This is a genomic window from Kitasatospora sp. MAP5-34, assembly GCF_029894335.1.
Classification (GTDB): domain Bacteria; phylum Actinomycetota; class Actinomycetes; order Streptomycetales; family Streptomycetaceae; genus Kitasatospora.
In genome coordinates this window covers 113404-129828 of record NZ_JARXZC010000013.1, presented here as the reverse complement: position 1 = coordinate 129828, position 16425 = coordinate 113404, and the positions used below count along the sequence as shown (strand labels likewise).

Genomic DNA, 16425 nt, shown 5'->3' with positions numbered 1-16425 from the left:
CTCTCATGTACCCGGTCGAGAGGTGATCCATGCGTGGCATGGGCGCTTTTCACCCAGAATGTGAGGGAAGATTGCGGCAGACCCGGCGGTGATCACCCACCACCACCGAGTCACGCAACGGCGCGCGACAGGAGCCAACAAGCCATGCAGACCAAGCTGGACGCAGCCAAGGCCGAACTGCTCAAGAAGGCAGCAGCAGCCGCTGAGAACAGCCAGGTGGGGGGAGCGGCGCCAGGGGAAGGTCTGAGCAATGGTGCTCTGACCGCGTACCTGCACCACTACTACCTCCACACCGCGCCCGAGGACCTGGTCGACCGCGACCCGGTCGACGTCTACGGCGCGGCCGCCTCCCACTACCGCCTCGGGCTCAAGCGCCCGCAGGGCACCGCCGAGGTCCGGGTGTACACCCCGACCGTCGAGGAGAACGGGTGGTCCTGCGGCCACACCGTGGTCGAGGTGGTCACCGACGACATGCCCTTCCTGGTCGACTCGGTCACCAACGAGCTGACCCGCCAGGACCGTGGCATCCACGTCGTGATCCACCCCCAGCTGGCCGTCCGCCGTGACATCACCGGCAAGCTGCTGGAGATCCTGGACATCGACGCCTGCTCGCGCAACAAGACCGCCACCGCGGACTGGCCGGCCGACGCGATCGTCGAGTCCTGGATGCACATCGAGATCGACCGCGAGACCGACCGCGAGGACCTGACCGCCATCGAGACCGGCCTGCGCCGCGTCCTGGGTGACGTCCGCGAGGTCGTCGAGGACTGGACCAAGATGCGCGACGGCGCGCTGCGCCTCGCCGACGAGCTCGCCGAGGAGCCCCCGGCCCACCTGCACGAGCAGGAGGTCGGCGAGGCCTGGGAGCTGATGCGCTGGCTGGCCGACGACCACTTCACCTTCCTCGGCTACCGCGAGTACGAGCTCGCCGAGCACGAGGGCGAGGAGGTGCTGCGCGCCGTCCCCGGCACCGGCCTCGGCGTGCTGCGCTCCGACCCGCTCAGCCACGACACCGACCACCACCCGGTCAGTGAGGCCTTCGGCCGGATGAGCGCGCCCGTCCGGGCCAAGGCGCACGAGAAGAAGCTGCTCGTCCTCACCAAGGCCAACAGCCGGGCGACCGTGCACCGCCCGGCCTACCTGGACTACGTCGGCGTCAAGAAGTTCGACGCGGCCGGCAACGTGGTCGGCGAGCGCCGCTTCCTCGGTCTGTTCTCCTCCGCCGCGTACACCGAGTCGGTGACCCGCATCCCGGTGGTCCGCCGCAAGGTCCAGGAGGTGCTGACCACCTCGGGCTTCTCCAGCGACAGCCACGACGGCCGCGACCTGCTGCAGATCCTGGAGACCTTCCCCCGGGACGAGATCTTCCAGACCCCGGCGGACGAGCTGCTCACCATCGCCACCAACGTGCTCTACCTCCAGGAGCGCCGCCGGCTGCGGCTGTTCCTGCGCCAGGACGAGTACGGGCGCTACTTCTCCGCGCTGATCTACCTGCCGCGCGACCGCTACACCACCCGCATCCGGGAGCGCCTGACGGCGATCCTGAAGCAGGAGCTCAACGGCACCGCGATCGACTACACGATCTACTCCACCGAGTCGGTGCTGACCCGTCTGCACTTCGTGATCCGGGTCGCCAAGGGCAGCGAGCTGCCGCAGCTCACCGAGCCCGAGATCGAGCGGATCGAGGCGAAGCTCGCCGAGGCCGCCCGGTTCTGGATGGACGGCTTCAACGACCAGCTGCACGTCGAGCTGGGCGAGGAGAAGGCCGCCGAGTTCTCCCACAAGTACGCCAACGCCTTCCCCGACGGCTACCGCGCCGACTTCACCGCCCGCGCGGCCGTCGCCGACCTCAAGCAGATCGAGTCGCTGAGCGGCGAGGGCGACTTCCGCCTCAACCTGTACCAGCCGGTCGGCGCGGGCGACGACGAGCGCCGCTTCAAGATCTACCGGGTCGGCGGCCCGATCTCGCTCACCGAGGTCCTGCCCGTCCTGCAGCGCCTGGGCGTGGAGGTGCTCGACGAGCACCCGTACGCGCTGCGCCGCTCCGACGAGACCACCGCGTGGGTCTACGACTTCGGGCTCAAGCTGCGCGAGGCCACCGGCCTCACCGACGAGGCCCGCGACCGCTTCCAGGACACCTTCGCGGCGACCTGGACGGGCAAGGCCGAGAACGACGGCTTCAACGAGCTGGTCCTGACCGCCGGGCTGAACTGGCGTCAGGCCGTGGTGCTGCGCGCCCTCGCCAAGTACCTCCGCCAGGCCGGGAGCACCTTCTCCCAGGACTACATGGAGGACGCGCTCCGCAACAACGCCCACACCACCCGGCTGCTGGTCAACCTCTTCGAGGCCCGCCTGAGCCCCGGCCACCAGTCGGGCGCCCAGGAGCTGACCGAGGGCATCCTGGAGGAGCTGGCCGGCGCGCTCGACGAGGTCGCCTCGCTGGACGAGGACCGCATCCTGCGCTCCTTCCTGCACCTGATCACGGCCACCCTGCGGACCAACTTCTTCCAGCACGCGGCCGACGGCCGGTGGCACGACTACGTGTCGATGAAGTTCGACCCGAAGGCCATCCCGGACCTGCCCGCACCCCGCCCGGCCTTCGAGATCTGGGTGTACTCGCCGCAGGTCGAGGGCGTGCACCTGCGCTTCGGCAAGGTCGCGCGCGGCGGTCTGCGCTGGTCCGACCGGCGCGAGGACTTCCGTACCGAGATCCTCGGCCTGGTCAAGGCCCAGATGGTCAAGAACACCGTCATCGTCCCGGTCGGCGCCAAGGGCGGCTTCGTCGCCAAGCAGCTGCCGGACCCGAGTGTGGACCGCGATGCCTGGCTGGCCGAGGGCATCTCCTCGTACAAGACCTTCATCTCGGCGCTGCTCGACATCACCGACAACCTGAAGGCCGGCGAGGTCGTCCACCCCGTCGACGTGGTCCGCCACGACGAGGACGACACCTACCTGGTGGTCGCCGCCGACAAGGGCACCGCGACCTTCTCCGACATCGCCAACGGTGTCGCCGAGTCGTACGGCTTCTGGCTGGGCGACGCGTTCGCCTCGGGCGGCTCCGCCGGGTACGACCACAAGGGCATGGGCATCACCGCCCGGGGCGCCTGGGAGTCGGTCAAGCGGAACTTCCGCGAGCTGGGCGTCGACACCCAGAGCGAGGACTTCACGGTCGTCGGCATCGGCGACATGTCCGGTGACGTGTTCGGCAACGGGATGCTGCTCAGCGAGCACATCCGCCTGGTCGCCGCCTTCGACCACCGGCACATCTTCCTGGACCCGAACCCGGACGCCGCCGCCTCGTACGCGGAGCGCCGCCGGCTCTTCGACCTGCCGCGCAGCTCCTGGGACGACTACGACCGGAAGCTGATCTCGTCCGGCGGCGGGATCTTCCCGCGCAGCGCCAAGTCGATCCAGCTGACCGCACAGGTCCGCGGCGCGCTCGGCATCAGCGAGACCCGGCTCACCCCGGCCGAGCTGATGAAGGCGATCCTGCAGGCGCCCGTCGACCTGTTCTGGAACGGCGGCATCGGCACCTACATCAAGGCCTCGCGGGAGACCAACGCCGAGGTCGGCGACAAGGCCAACGACGCGATCCGGGTCAGCGGCGGCCAGGTCCGCGCCCGGGTGATCGGCGAGGGCGGCAACCTCGGCTGCACCCAGCTCGGCCGGATCGAGTACGCGGCGGCCGGCGGCCCCGAGGGCACCGGCGGCTGGATCAACACCGACGCCATCGACAACTCGGCCGGCGTGGACACCTCGGACCACGAGGTGAACATCAAGATCCTGCTCAACCAGGTGGTCGCCGACGGCGACATGACGGTCAAGCAGCGCAACACCCTGCTCGCCGAGATGACCGACGAGGTCGGCGCGCTCGTCCTGCGCAACAACTACGCGCAGAACGTGGTGCTCGCCAACGCCGTCGCCCAGGCCGGCTCGATGGTCAACGTGCACTCGCGCATGATCAACCGCCTGGAGGCGGACGGCCAGCTCGACCGCGCGCTGGAGTTCCTGCCCACCGAGAAGCAGATCCGGGACCGCCAGCAGGCCGGACGCGGGCTCTCCCAGCCCGAGCTGTCCGTGCTGCTCGCGTACACGAAGATCACGCTCGCCGACGAGCTGCTCGGCACCGACCTGCCGGACGACCCGTACTTCCGCTCCACGCTGCACGAGTACTTCCCGACCGCCCTGCAGGGCAGGTTCGCCGAGGCGATCGACCGGCACCCGCTGCACCGGGAGATCATCACCACCCTGATCGTCAACGACACGATCAACCAGGGCGGCTGCACCTTCGCCTTCCGCCTCCGCGAGGAGACCGGCGCGACGCACGAGGAGATCGCCCGCACCCACACGGCGGCGCGCGCGGTCTTTGGCCTGGCGGAGATCTGGGACGAGGTCGAGGGCCTGGACAACCAGGTGTCGGCCCGGGCGCAGACCCGGATGCGGCTGCACTCCCGCCGACTGGTCGAGCGGGCCACCCGCTGGCTGCTCAACAACCGGCGTCAGCCGCTCGACATCGCGGGCACCATCGCGTTCTTCCACGACCGGGTCAACCAGGTCTGGGGCAGCCTGCCCAAGCCGCTGCGCGGCGAGGACCTGGTCTGGTTCGAGGCGGTCTACCAGGACCTCACCACGGCCGGTGTGCCGGACGCGCTCGCGGTCCGGATCGCGGGTCTGTCCTCCGCCTTCCCGGCCCTCGACATCGTCGGTGTCGCGGACCGCTCGGGTGCCGAGGTCACCGAGGTCGCGGAGCTGTACTACGACCTCGCCGACCGCCTGCAGATCACCCACCTGCTGGACCGGATCATCGAGCTCCCGCGTACCGATCGCTGGTCCTCGATGGCCCGCGCGTCCATCCGCGAGGAACTCTTCGCGGCCCACGCGGCGCTGACCGCCGACATCCTCGCCTGCGGCCCCGAGGGCGCCTCGCCCGAGGAGCGGTACGAGGTCTGGGCGGACACCAACAGGAACCTGCTCAGCCGGGCCAGGACCACCCTCGACGACATAAGGGGTTCGGACAACTACGAGCTGTCCAGCCTGTCGGTGGCCATGCGGACCATCCGCACTCTCGTGCGGACGGGGTCGATGCAGTAGCGGCCAACTTGCTCGGGGCGCGGGGAGCTGTTCTGCGCAACTGTGTACGGGAGTGCATGGTTGGCAGCGCAGCTCCCCGCGCCCCTTTTGGTACCCCGATCAGCGCAGTTCCTCGCGCCCCTGGTTGTGGTTACTGCGCAGCGGCACGCTGGAGCGCGCTGGCGAGGAGGGCTAGGTCGGTGGGGCCGTTGCCCAGTTCGCGGACCGGGCGGCGGGTGGGTGGGGCGCCCAGTTGGGAGCGGTCCACGGCGACGACGGTCGGGCGGAGGGTGGCGGTGCGGGGGATGCGGCCGCTGACCCGGGCGGTCTGGAAGGCCGTGACCCCGCCGTCGGGGCGGCGGAGGTAGCCACGGCCCGGGGTGTCGTCGGTGAGGGCGGCGGCGTCCGGGAGGTGGATCAGCAGGTCGGAGTCGGCCGGGTCGCCGGTACGCAGGGCGATCCGCAGCAGCGCGGCCTCGTCGACCTCGCTGCCGGCCGTCTCCTCCGGGGCGCCGGTGGCGGCCACCAGGTGCATCCCGAGCCGTCCGCCGCGCTGGGCGACGGCGGCCAGCGCACGGGCCAGCGGGCGTCCGGCCGGGGAGGTGGGGGAGAGCAGCGCGTCGTAGTCGTCCACCACCACGACCAGCCGGGCGGGCAGCGCGGCGCGGGCTTCCGGGGCCTGGCGCGGGCCCGCGATCCGGGGGGCGTCGGGGGAGCCGGCCCGGCCTGCGGCCACCAGTGCGGGTGTGTGTGCACGTACGGAGTGCCAGGAGGCGAAGTCGAGTTCCCCGAGGAGTTCCTCACGGTGCGTCAGCTCGTCCAGCAGGGCTTCGGCGGCGAGCATCGCGTGCCGGGGGTCGGCTGCCGCGTCCACGTGGGTGGTGACGTGCGGCAGGTCGGTGCAGCCGCGCAGGCCCGCCGGATCGTCGGTGCCGGTGGAGCCCCGGCCCTCGACGACGGTGACGGTGAGCCGTTCGGGGCGTTCCGAGACGGCGAGCGAGGCGATCAGGGTACGGAGCAGCTCGGTCTTCCCCGAGCCCTTGGCGCCGCCGACCAGCAGGTGCGGGCCTCCGGGCTCGCCCGGTGCCGTCAGGTCGGGGTCGGCGAGGTCGATGGTGCAGAGGTCGTCGCGGGTGGTGCCGAGCAGGGCGGCGGCCGTGCCGGGGGTGACGGGCAGGGCCGCCCAGCGGGCCGAGAGCTTGGCGGGGGTGACGGTGTCCAGGTGCAGCAGGTCTAGCAGGCGCAGCGTGCCGGGCAGCGGGCCCCGGGTGTTGGGGGTGGCCTCGCGGAGCGGGGCGAGGACCCGGGCCAGCCGCTCGGCCCAGGCGGCGGAGACGGCGTCCAGGGCTATGTCCGGCAGCACCTCGTGCCCGGACATGGCCGGGCGGGTGACTGTGAGCTGGGTGGAGACCTCGCCGGTGATCAGCCCGGTCGCGCCGAGGCCGTCCGGCAGCTCGTCGGGGTGTTCGGCGAGGCAGATCGGGAAGACGCCGAGCGCGGGGCCCTGCCTGAGCAGCCGCTCCAGGGCGCGGCGGGCGGCCGGGGTGTCCGGGTCGCCGTCCAGCAGGACCACCGTCGCGGGCGGCCGGGTGGCCGGGTCGGGTGCGGTCAGTTCGTCGAGCCGGGCCTCGGCCTGGACGGGGTCGAAGCCGACCAGCAGCCGGCAGTCCTGCCCGTGGGCGGGCCGCAGGTGCGGCAGCCAGAGGGCCCAGGTCCAGTCGGCGGCCCGGGTCTCGTCCGGGCTGACCAGCACGGTGCTCAGGCTGCTCGGCGGGTGCAGGGCGGCGAGCTGGGCCAGCACGGCGCGGGCCAGGCCCGCCAGACGCTCGCGCGGGCCCGCCAGGCCGAGGCTGCCGGCCGTCTTCAGGTCGACCGTCACGGGGACGCCGGGCAGCACCGTGCCGGGGGCCGTACCGGCGCCACCGGGGAGGTCGGCGGTGCCGAGCCGGACCGTCAGCGCGTCCGGGTGGCCGGGACCGCGCTCCCAGAGCCGGGGGCCGGGGGCGAGCGCGGTGAGCAGCAGGGAGGCCGGGTCGGGCCAGCGCTCGCGCCGGCCGGCGGCCTGCCGGGTACGGGCTGCCGCGTGCTGCTGGGCCGCGCCGGCGGGGGGCTGCTCGGCGGGGCCGGAGCGGCCGAGGCGGCGGGAGAGCAGGGCCCGGGCCCGGCCGGGGGCGGGCGGGTCCGGCGTGGGTTCGGGGGCCGGGGTGGTGGGGGCCGACCTGGCGGGTGGTGCGGGGGAGAGCTGGAGGTGGCCCAGGCCGTCCGGCGTGGCCTGCCGGGGCTCCGCCGGGTCGGGCGGCGCGAGCAGCAGGGTGGACTCGCCGACCCGCAGCAGTCCGCCCTCGGGCAGCTCGGCGGTGTCGGCCCGGAGGAACCGGCCGTCGAGCGTGGTGCCGTTGGTGGAGCCGAGGTCGCGGACGGTCACCCGGCCGTCGGGGCCCAGGTGCAGCGAGAGGTGCAGCCGGGAGACGTCCGGGTCGTCGAGCGGGACGTCGGCCTCGCTGGAGCGGCCGACCCGGATCTGCTCGCCGTGCAGCCGGTGCACGCCGCCCGCGTCCGGTCCGCCGATGACGCGGAGCTCGGCGGTGGCGGGGTGGACGGCCTCGTCGGCGTCCGGGTCCGGCTCGTTGAGGGAGAGAATCGCGCCGTCCAGCAGCGGGGGGTGCCCGAGCAGTGCCTGCTCGTCCACCCGCCGGGTGCCGGCGTACAGGTGCACGTGTGTCGCCGAGCGCGGGCCGCGTACGCCCACCGCCCCCGCGAGCGCCCCCGCGACGGTGCCCAGCGTCGTCCCTATCGGGGCGGTGACCAGTACGTCGGTGCACGATCCGGCGGCTGCCGGGCCGCTGCGCGGTCGGAGGACGGTCAGCCGGATCTGCATCTCGCCCGTGGTCCCTTCTGGCTAGTGCCGCTGTGTCCCAAGGGGCCACACGTGTGGTTATGCCATCCTGCCACCCGGGACCGACCGCCCGCGCACGGTACCGGATTTGACGATCTTGCGATGATCGCCATGGTGGAGCCGACGGGCAGTCAGGTCAACCCGGCCTCCTGGGGGAGCTCTTCGCGGGCGCGGAGGCCGTACCTCGGAAACCGGGGCGGACACGGTTAGAGTTGCCCGAAACGTGGCTCACGGCGGCGAGCATTGACATTCAGGAGTACACAGGTGCGGCCAGTCGGCAGCAAGTATCTGCTCGAGGAGACCCTCGGGCGCGGAGCCACCGGCACCGTGTGGCGCGCCCAGGTGCGCCCGGACGTCAGCGTGCCCGGGATCGAGCCCGGCCGGCCGGTGGCGATCAAGATACTGCGCGAGGAGCTGGCGGCCGACCCGGACGTCGTGATGCGCTTCCTGCGCGAGCGCTCGGTGCTGCTGCGGCTCACCCACCCGAACATCGTCCGGGTCCGCGACCTGGTGGTCGAGGGCGAGCTGCTGGCCCTGGTGATGGACCTGGTCGACGGGCCCGACCTGTTCCGCTACCTGCGCGGCAACGGGCCGTTCAGCCCGATCGCGGGCGCCCTGCTGATGGCCCAGATCGCCGACGCGCTCGCCGCCAGCCACGCCGACGGCGTCGTGCACCGCGACCTCAAGCCCGCCAACGTACTGCTCGCCTCCACCGATGTGGACGGCGTCGAGCAGATGCACCCGATGCTCACCGACTTCGGCATCGCCCGCCTCGCCGACTCCCCGGGCATCACCCGGACCCACGAGTTCGTCGGCACCCCGGCGTACGTCGCCCCCGAGTCCGCCGACGGCCGCCCGCAGACCGCCGCCGTGGACGTCTACGGCGCCGGGATCATGCTGTACGAGCTGGTCACCGGCCGCCCGCCGTTCCAGGGCGACAGCCCGATCGCGATCCTGCACGCCCACATCGCGCAGGACCCGGAGCGTCCGCGCACCATGCCCGAGCCGCTCTGGACGGTGATCGAGCGCTGCCTGCGCAAGAACCCCGACGAGCGCCCGAGCGCCGTCTCGCTGGCCGACGCCCTGCGGGTGGTCGCGGCGGGCGTCGGTGTCCACGCCTCCCCGGCGGCGGTGGACGCGGCCCTCGCGGTCGGCGCGCTGCTGCTGCCCCCGCGACCCCCGGCCACCGGCACGTTCGCCGAGCCGGTCGTGGAGACGGTGCAGACCTGGTCCGACCCGACCCAGGTGCTGCCGACCGGCCGCTACGACCCGGCGGCCGCCACCCAGCTGTTCGGGGCCGAGGACCGTACCCAGCTGATGGGCACCCCGCCGACCTCGGCGGACCCGACCAGGATGATGCCGCCCGTGCCCGCCGCGCCGCCCGGCTCCGCGCCCACGCCGGTGGCCGCCGCCGCGCAGGGTGAGTCGCCGCACCCGTGGCAGACCCAGCTCCGCGCGGCCCGGGACCGCAACCAGCAGACCGAGGTCGGTTACTTCGACCAGCAGGACCTCGGCACCCCCCAGGTCGCCCCGCGCCCGTACCAGCCGTACCGGCAGCAGCCCCAGCAGTCCCCGCAGGCGTACCAGCAACAGCGCCCGGGCCCGGGCGGCTACGCCCAGCGCCCGCCGATGGACCCGCCGCCGTACGGGCAGCAGCAGTCCCCGCAGGGCCGCCGCCAGGGCCAGCAGCGGGGGCAGCAGCAGGCCGGCCGACCGGAGTACGAGGCGTACCCGCCGCCGACCCCGCAGCCCGCGCCCGCCCGCCGTCCGGAGCCGGCGCCGCCGCGCCGCTCCGAGCCGCCGGCCCCACATCAGCGCGAGCGCGAGCCGGAGCCGGTGCGCGAGCGTGAGCGGGAACGTGAGCGGGAGCCGCGCCGTCGTAGCCGGAACCGGATGTACATCCCCGGCCTCGGCTGCCTCAAGGGCTGTCTGATGGTGCTGCTGATCCTCGGGGTGGCGGGTGTCGCGCTCTGGAACTTCACCCCGCTGCCGCAGTACTGGAACGACGTGCACGGCTGGTACGACGTCGCCGTCACCTGGGTGCGGACCGTCACGGGCAAGTGACCGGGCCGGGCCGCCGCTGATCAGCAGTTTTGGCGCTTTGTCGACACTTCGCGATATTTCCCGTCAACCGGCGGCGCCCGGAGGCCCTCCAGCGCCCCTGGAGGGTCTCCGGGCGCGTAGGTTGGTCGCTGACGCACCGACACCGAGCGCACCGACGGCCGTGCGCTCCCGCCGCCTACGGAGCATGAGCTTTGGCACGCAAGATCGGCAGCCGGTACACCGTCCACCAGGTGATCGGCCGGGGTTCCGCCGGGACCGTGTGGCTCGGTGAGGGGCCGGACGGGCCAGTGGCGGTCAAGCTGCTGCGCGAGGATCTGGCTTCCGATCAGGTGCTCGTGGGCCGTTTCGTCCAGGAACGCGCCGCCCTCACCAGCCTCGACCATCCCCGGGTGGTCGGCGTGCGCGACATGGTGGTGGACGGCGACGACCTGGCGCTGGTGATGGAGCTGGTCCAGGGCACCGACCTGCGTTCCCGGCTCGAACGCGAGGGCGTGCTCGCCCCGCAGGCAGCCGTCTCGGTGATCGCCGACGTCGCGGACGGCCTGGCAGCCGCGCACGCGGCCGGGATCGTGCACCGCGACGTCAAGCCCGAGAACGTCATGCTCGACCTGCTCTCCCCACCCGGGCCGGGCGGCGCCCCGCGCGCCAAGCTCACCGACTTCGGCATCGCCCGCCTGGTCGACGCCCCACGCCGCACCCGGGCCACCCGCATCATCGGCACCCCCGACTACCTCGCCCCCGAGATCATCGAGGGCCTGGAGCCCCGGGCCGCCGTCGACATCTACGCCCTCGCCACCGTGCTGTACGAGCTGCTCACGGGCTTCACCCCGTTCGGCGGCGGGCACACCGGCGCCGTCCTGCGGCGGCATGTCACGGAGAGCATCCCGCCCGTCCCGGGGCTGCCCGACGGCCTCTGGCGGATCATCGCCGAGTGCCTCGCCAAGGCCCCCGCCTCCCGGCTGCGCGCCGCCGAACTGGCCGACCGCCTGCGCAAGCAGCTCCCGGCGCTGGCCGGACTGCCCCCGCTCGCCGTCCCCGTCCAGCGCGCGCCGGCCGAGGAGGCGCCCACGCCGGGGGAGGCCGTGTACGCCGAGGCCGACGCCGGTTCCGGTACCCACCGGCGCCGCCGGGGTCCGGCGGTGCCGCTCGTCCCGGCCCCGTCGCCGGACTCCACCCGGGACACCCACACCAGCCTGCGCCGCCCGTCCCCGCAGGAGCTCGCCTCGTACGCGGCCGAGTCCCAGGCCCAGCGCAACGCCGCACCCGCGCCCAGTCACCGCCGCCGGGCGCTGGTACGGCGCCGCCGGATGCTCGCGGTGCTGGTCGCGGTGGTCCTGCTGGTGGCGGGAGCGGCAGCGGCGTACGCGGCTTTCGGGGCCGGCCGGGACGGGCGGCACGGTCCGGCCAGGGGGCTCGTTCCGCACTCCTGGACGTCGCACGGGCCCCCGCTGTAGTCCAGCTCCCTCCCGGAGCCATTAGGCTGGTCATGTGGCAGCCGTCGATCCTTCCGAAGAGCTCAAGTCCCTCGAAACGACCATGGGGTCGATCGAGGCCGTCCTCGACCTGGACAAGATCCGGGCCGACATCGCGTCCCTGGAGGAGGAGGCAGCCGCTCCGAACCTGTGGGACGACCTCGCGAACGCCCAGAAGGTGACCAGCCGGCTCTCCTTCCTGCAGGGCGAACTGCGCAAGGTCCTGCACCTGCGCGGCCGGGTCGACGACCTGGCCGTGATGTTCGAGCTGGCCGCCGACGAGGACGACGCCGACACCCTCGCCGAGGCGCTCATCGAGCTGACCTCCGTGCAGAAGGCCGTCGAGGAGCTCGAGGTCCGCACCCTGCTCTCCGGCGAGTACGACGCCCGTGAGGCCCTGGTCAACATCCGGGCCGAGGCCGGTGGCGTCGACGCCGCCGACTTCGCCGAGCAGCTGATGCGGATGTACCTCCGCTGGGCCGAGCGGCACAACTACCCGACCGAGGTGCTCGACACCTCGTACGCGGAAGAGGCCGGCATCAAGTCCGCGACCTTCTCCGTCAAGATCCCGTACGCCTACGGCACGCTCTCCGTCGAGCAGGGCACGCACCGCCTGGTGCGGATCTCGCCGTTCGACAACCAGGGCCGCCGCCAGACCTCCTTCGCGGGCGTCGAGGTGCTGCCCGTCGTCGAGGTCAGCGACCACGTCGAGATCGACGAGACCGAGCTGCGGATCGACGTCTACCGCGCCTCCGGCCCCGGCGGCCAGGGCGTCAACACCACCGACTCGGCGGTCCGGATCACCCACCTGCCGACCGGCGTGGTGGTCTCCTGCCAGAACGAGCGCTCGCAGATCCAGAACAAGGCCTCCGCGATGAACGTCCTCCAGGCGAAGCTGCTGGAGCGGCGCCGCCAGGAGGAGCGGGCCCTGATGGACTCGCTCAAGGGCGAGGGCAGCTCCTGGGGCAACCAGATGCGGTCGTACGTGCTGGCGCCGTACCAGATGGTCAAGGACCTGCGGACCGAGTACGAGGTCGGCAACCCGCAGGCCGTCCTGGACGGCGACATCGACGGCTTCATCGAGGCCGGCATCCGCTGGCGCAAGCAGCGGGAGACCGGCGCGGCGTAACAGGCTCCGCCTGGCGTGAGGGGGCGCGGAACGGTAGGGCACAGGTGGTTGCCTGCCGATTCGCGCAGTTCCTCGCGCCCCTGTTGTGGTTGTCGTAGTACGTAGAGAGAAGGGCCCCGGGAGATGTTCTCCCGGGGCCCTTCCTCGTGCGTACGGCTGTCAGGCCAGGGCCTGCCGGGCGATCAGGGCCACCGCCAGCAGGGCCACGAGCAGCGCGATCAGAGTGGCCGGGGACAGCGCGGCGAACGGGCCCTGCTGCTCCTGCAGTCGGGCACGGTTGGCGCGGCACACCGGGCAGCGGCCGTCGCTCACGCGGCCGTTGCAGTTGGCGCACACCAGTTGGTCGCAGGTCATGCGATCTCCTCCTTGCTGCTACAGCCAACGCACCGGGCGGGCTTCTGGTTCCTGTCCATGCCCTGTGCGGGGTAGCGGCCAAACTGAGCCGCTCTGCTGTTACCACTAGCTACCACTGTGCCAGGTCCGGGCGCATCCGGCTCCCGGGGTGGGGGAGTCGGATGCCCTTCCGGCTTGGAAATCGGGGCGGTGGCTGTGAAATGGCTCGAATTATTCGGGTCATATGAGGACATACTTCGCCAATTCCCTGGCCGCTCGGCGGGCGGTGCCTGCGAGCTCGTAGGGGATTCGCGTATGGTCCCTGGCTGGAGGGGTGGCAGACGGCCGCTCCCGCCGTCCGCTCCAGGCCTGGTGCAGGGGCGGTACCGACCGAGGAACGGCGCCGTGGGGCCGCGACCTCCGGCCTCGACGTAACGATCGGGTCACGGAAGTCCGGCCGAGTGGTCCGCCATTCCACCTAGGATGGCCTCCGTGATGCAGCCGTGATCAGATTCGACAACGTCTCCAAGACCTATCCCAAGCAGAACCGTCCCGCCCTGTCGGACGTCTCGCTCGAGATCGAGAAGGGCGAGTTCGTCTTCCTGGTCGGGTCCTCCGGCTCGGGCAAGTCCACCTTCCTGCGGCTCTGCCTGCGCGAGGAGCGCCCGAGCACCGGTGAGGTGCACGTGCTGGGCAAGGACCTCGGCAAGCTGTCCAACTGGAAGGTGCCGCACATGCGGCGCCAGCTGGGCACCGTCTTCCAGGACTTCCGCCTGCTGCCGAACAAGACGGTCGCGCAGAACGTGGCGTTCGCCCTGGAGGTCATCGGCAAGCCGAAGAGCGCCATCAACAAGGTCGTCCCCGAGGTGCTCGACCTGGTCGGCCTCGGCGGCAAGGAAGGCCGGATGCCCGGCGAGCTCTCCGGTGGTGAGCAGCAGCGCGTGGCGATCGCCCGGGCGTTCGTGAACCGCCCGATGCTGCTGATCGCGGACGAGCCGACCGGAAACCTCGACCCGCAGAACTCGGTCGGCATCATGAAGCTGCTGGACCGGATCAACCGGACCGGCACGACCGTCCTGATGGCCACCCACGACCAGGCCATCGTCGACCAGATGCGCAAGCGAGTGATCGAACTCGACAAGGGGCTGCTGGTCCGCGACCAGGCCCGCGGTGTCTACGGCTACCAGCACTAGACACCCGCCCGCCTCGTCGCCCGACCCTGCATTGACCCTGGAGTGAGATAAAAGATGCGCGCCCAGTTCGTTCTGTCGGAGATCGGTGTCGGTCTCCGCCGCAACCTGACGATGACCATCGCGGTGGTCGTCAGTGTCGCGCTGTCGCTCGCCCTCGCCGGTGCCAGTCTCCTGGTCCGGGACCAGGTCAACTCGATGAAGGGTTACTGGTACGACAAGGTCGAGGTGAGCATCTACTTCTGCACGAAGTCCGACGCCCGTGCCTCGGCCCAGTGCGCCAACGGTGTCGCCACGGACCAGCAGATCAAGGACGTCAAGACCGTGCTGGACGGCATGCCGCTGGTCCAGAGCTCGACCTTCGAGAGCTCGGCCGAGGCGTACAAGCGCTACAAGGACACCAACCCGGACAACCCGCTGCTGGCCGCCGTCGGCGCGGACGCGATGCCGCAGTCCTGGCGGGTCAAGCTCAACGACCCGACCAAGTACGACGTCATCCAGAGCGCCTTCGCCGGGAAACCGGGGGTGAAGTCGGTCGAGGACCAGCGGAAGATCCTGGAGAACCTCTTCGGCCTGCTCAACGGTCTGCAGGCCGCAGCGTTCGTGATCATGGTGCTGATGCTCTTCGTCGCGCTGCTGCTGATCGTCAACACCGTCCGGGTGTCCGCCTTCAGCCGACGGCGTGAAACGGGCATCATGCGCCTGGTCGGCGCTTCGAACTTCTACGTGCAGATGCCGTTCATCGCGGAGGCCGCCTTCGCGGCGCTGCTGGGCGCAGCGCTGGCGTCCGGGCTGCTGCTGATCGGGCACTACTTCGTGCAGAACTTCCTTGCCTCGCGAGTCCAGTTCATCCAGTTCATCGGGCTCTCCTCGGTGTTGGCGGTGATACCGCTGCTGATCGTGGTGGGTATGGCGATGGCCGGCGTCGCCGCCTTCTTCACGCTCCGCAAGTACTTGAAGGTCTAGTACTGCCCTGAAGGTTCAGCACCGCCCTCAAGGTTCAAGTACTGCTCCGAAAGGTCCGACCCCGCACAGCGGTTCGCGATCGAACAGCCCCGGACGGCACTGCGCCGTCCGGGGCTGTCGTGTGCCTGGTCCGCCCGTTTCGGCTTCGGCCGGGGCAGCGGCGCCTAGACTCCGGTGCCATGCCAGCAATGCCGCGCCAGGTACGTCAGGGAGCCACGCTCACCTTGGTGTTCGGCGCCGTGCTGCTCGCCGGAGCGGCCACCGGGGCCTGGGGCGAGCCCGCGTCCGCACCCCGACTGCCGTCCTCCGACAGCGTGCCGGCGGACCTGCCCGCCGGGATCGACCCGGCGGGTGCCCAGCTCTCCCGGCAGCAGGCGGAGCAGTTGGTCGGAGCCAGTGGCGACCGCTGGGCCGCGTACTACAGCCCGCAGGCGTACTCGGACCTCACCAGCGGCCGGTACCTCGGTGTCGGGCTCTCGGTGGACCGGGCGCGGGACGGCAGTACCGACGTGTCGCAGGTCCGGGCTGCCGGGCCCGCCGCTCTGGCGGGGGTCACGGTCGGCGACCGGCTGCTGCACATCGACGGGATCCGGGCCGACCGCCTCCCGGTCACCGAGGTGGTGGCCCGGCTGCGCGGCGGGCCGGAGGGCCGGCAGGCGGGCTCGACCGTGTCGCTGGCCGTCCAGCGGGCGGGCGGGCCGGTGCGCGAGGTGGTGCTGCGCCGGACGGTGCTGGACGCCCAGGAGGTGACGGTGGATCACCCCGCCGCCGGCATCGTCCGGATCGCGGTGCACGGCTTCACCAGCGGGGTCGCCGAGCAGGTCCGGGCCGCCGCCCGAGGCGCGCGCGGCGTGCTGCTCGACCTGCGGGGCAGCTCGGGCGGCCTGGTCGAGGAGGCGTCCGAGACCGCCTCGGTCTTCCTGGACGGCGGCCCGGTGGGCTCGTACGAGGCCCGGGGCGTGGCACGGGAGTTGACCGCCGCCCGGGGTGGTGACACCACGACACCGCTGGTGGTGCTGGTGGACGGCGGCACCATGAGCGCCTCCGAGCTGCTGGCGGGGGCTCTGCAGGACCGCTGCCGCGCGGTGCTGGTGGGCGCCCGTACGTTCGGCAAGGGCACCGTCCAGCAGCCGAGCCGACTGGCCGACGGGTCGGTGCTGGAGCTGACGGTCGGCCGCTACCAGACCCCGGACGGGCGGTCGCCCGACGGCACCGGGCTGACGCCCGACGTGCCGGCCCAGGATCCTTCCGAGGCGGCGGAGTTGGGCCTGAGGGTGCTGGCGGGCCTGGGGACGCGCGGATAAT

Annotated in this window: 9 protein-coding genes; 7 read left to right on the top strand and 2 right to left on the bottom strand. The window is 72.0% G+C overall.

Going from position 1 to position 16425, the window contains the following annotated elements; translation table 11 throughout:
• The first annotated feature begins 144 nt into the window (after window positions 1-144).
• On the top strand, window positions 145-5091 hold the full coding sequence (locus P3T29_RS14105; protein WP_280716751.1) for an NAD-glutamate dehydrogenase: 4947 nt from the start codon (window positions 145-147) through the stop codon (window positions 5089-5091).
• Between the two features lie 130 nt (window positions 5092-5221).
• Here P3T29_RS14105 and P3T29_RS14100 read toward each other — a convergent pair whose 3' ends face one another.
• Window positions 5222-7948 (bottom strand): FtsK/SpoIIIE domain-containing protein, encoded by a 2727-nt coding sequence (locus P3T29_RS14100; protein WP_280716750.1) that lies wholly within the window; start codon window positions 7946-7948, stop codon window positions 5222-5224.
• 282 nt (window positions 7949-8230) lie between these two features.
• On the opposite strand from P3T29_RS14100, the gene P3T29_RS14095 reads away from it, so the two are divergent.
• From P3T29_RS14095 to prfB, 3 genes are all read left to right on the top strand, one after another.
• On the top strand, window positions 8231-10030 hold the full coding sequence (locus P3T29_RS14095; protein ID WP_280716749.1) for a serine/threonine-protein kinase: 1800 nt from the start codon (window positions 8231-8233) through the stop codon (window positions 10028-10030).
• Window positions 10031-10221: 191 nt separating this feature from the next.
• Window positions 10222-11484: a serine/threonine-protein kinase gene (locus P3T29_RS14090; RefSeq protein ID WP_280716748.1), complete on the top strand. Its 1263-nt coding sequence runs from the start codon at window positions 10222-10224 to the stop codon at window positions 11482-11484.
• 34 nt (window positions 11485-11518) lie between these two features.
• Window positions 11519-12631: a peptide chain release factor 2 gene (gene prfB / locus P3T29_RS14085; RefSeq protein WP_280716747.1), complete on the top strand. Its 1113-nt coding sequence runs from the start codon at window positions 11519-11521 to the stop codon at window positions 12629-12631.
• A 159-nt stretch (window positions 12632-12790) separates the two neighbouring features.
• Here prfB and P3T29_RS14080 read toward each other — a convergent pair whose 3' ends face one another.
• Window positions 12791-12985, bottom strand: coding sequence for a hypothetical protein (locus P3T29_RS14080; RefSeq protein WP_280716746.1), 195 nt, complete (start codon window positions 12983-12985; stop codon window positions 12791-12793).
• Between the two features lie 482 nt (window positions 12986-13467).
• On the opposite strand from P3T29_RS14080, the gene ftsE reads away from it, so the two are divergent.
• The 3 genes from ftsE to P3T29_RS14065 all read left to right on the top strand — a co-directional run bounded on the left by ftsE (window position 13468) and on the right by P3T29_RS14065 (window position 16424).
• Entirely contained in the window at window positions 13468-14157 is a 690-nt protein-coding gene (ftsE, locus tag P3T29_RS14075; RefSeq protein WP_280716745.1) for a cell division ATP-binding protein FtsE, read from the top strand.
• A gap of 54 nt (window positions 14158-14211) precedes the next feature.
• Window positions 14212-15120, top strand: a complete 909-nt coding sequence (gene ftsX / locus P3T29_RS14070) for a permease-like cell division protein FtsX (RefSeq protein WP_280716744.1) — start codon at window positions 14212-14214, stop codon at window positions 15118-15120.
• A gap of 179 nt (window positions 15121-15299) precedes the next feature.
• A complete protein-coding gene (locus tag P3T29_RS14065; RefSeq protein ID WP_280716743.1) occupies window positions 15300-16424 on the top strand; it encodes a S41 family peptidase in 1125 nt (374 codons plus the stop codon).
• The last annotated feature ends 1 nt before the right edge of the window (window position 16425 follow it).

What these genes read in the sequence shown, in the direction of transcription:
- P3T29_RS14100 (WP_280716750.1), bottom strand. Translation starts at nt 7,948, where the DNA reads ATGCAGATCCGGCTGACCGTCCTCCGACCGCGCAGCGGCCCGGCAGCC.
- P3T29_RS14065 (WP_280716743.1), top strand. Translation starts at nt 15,300, where the DNA reads ATGCCAGCAATGCCGCGCCAGGTACGTCAGGGAGCCACGCTCACCTTG.
- P3T29_RS14105 (WP_280716751.1), top strand. Translation starts at nt 145, where the DNA reads ATGCAGACCAAGCTGGACGCAGCCAAGGCCGAACTGCTCAAGAAGGCA.
- P3T29_RS14080 (WP_280716746.1), bottom strand. Translation starts at nt 12,985, where the DNA reads ATGACCTGCGACCAACTGGTGTGCGCCAACTGCAACGGCCGCGTGAGC.
- ftsX (WP_280716744.1), top strand. Translation starts at nt 14,212, where the DNA reads ATGCGCGCCCAGTTCGTTCTGTCGGAGATCGGTGTCGGTCTCCGCCGC.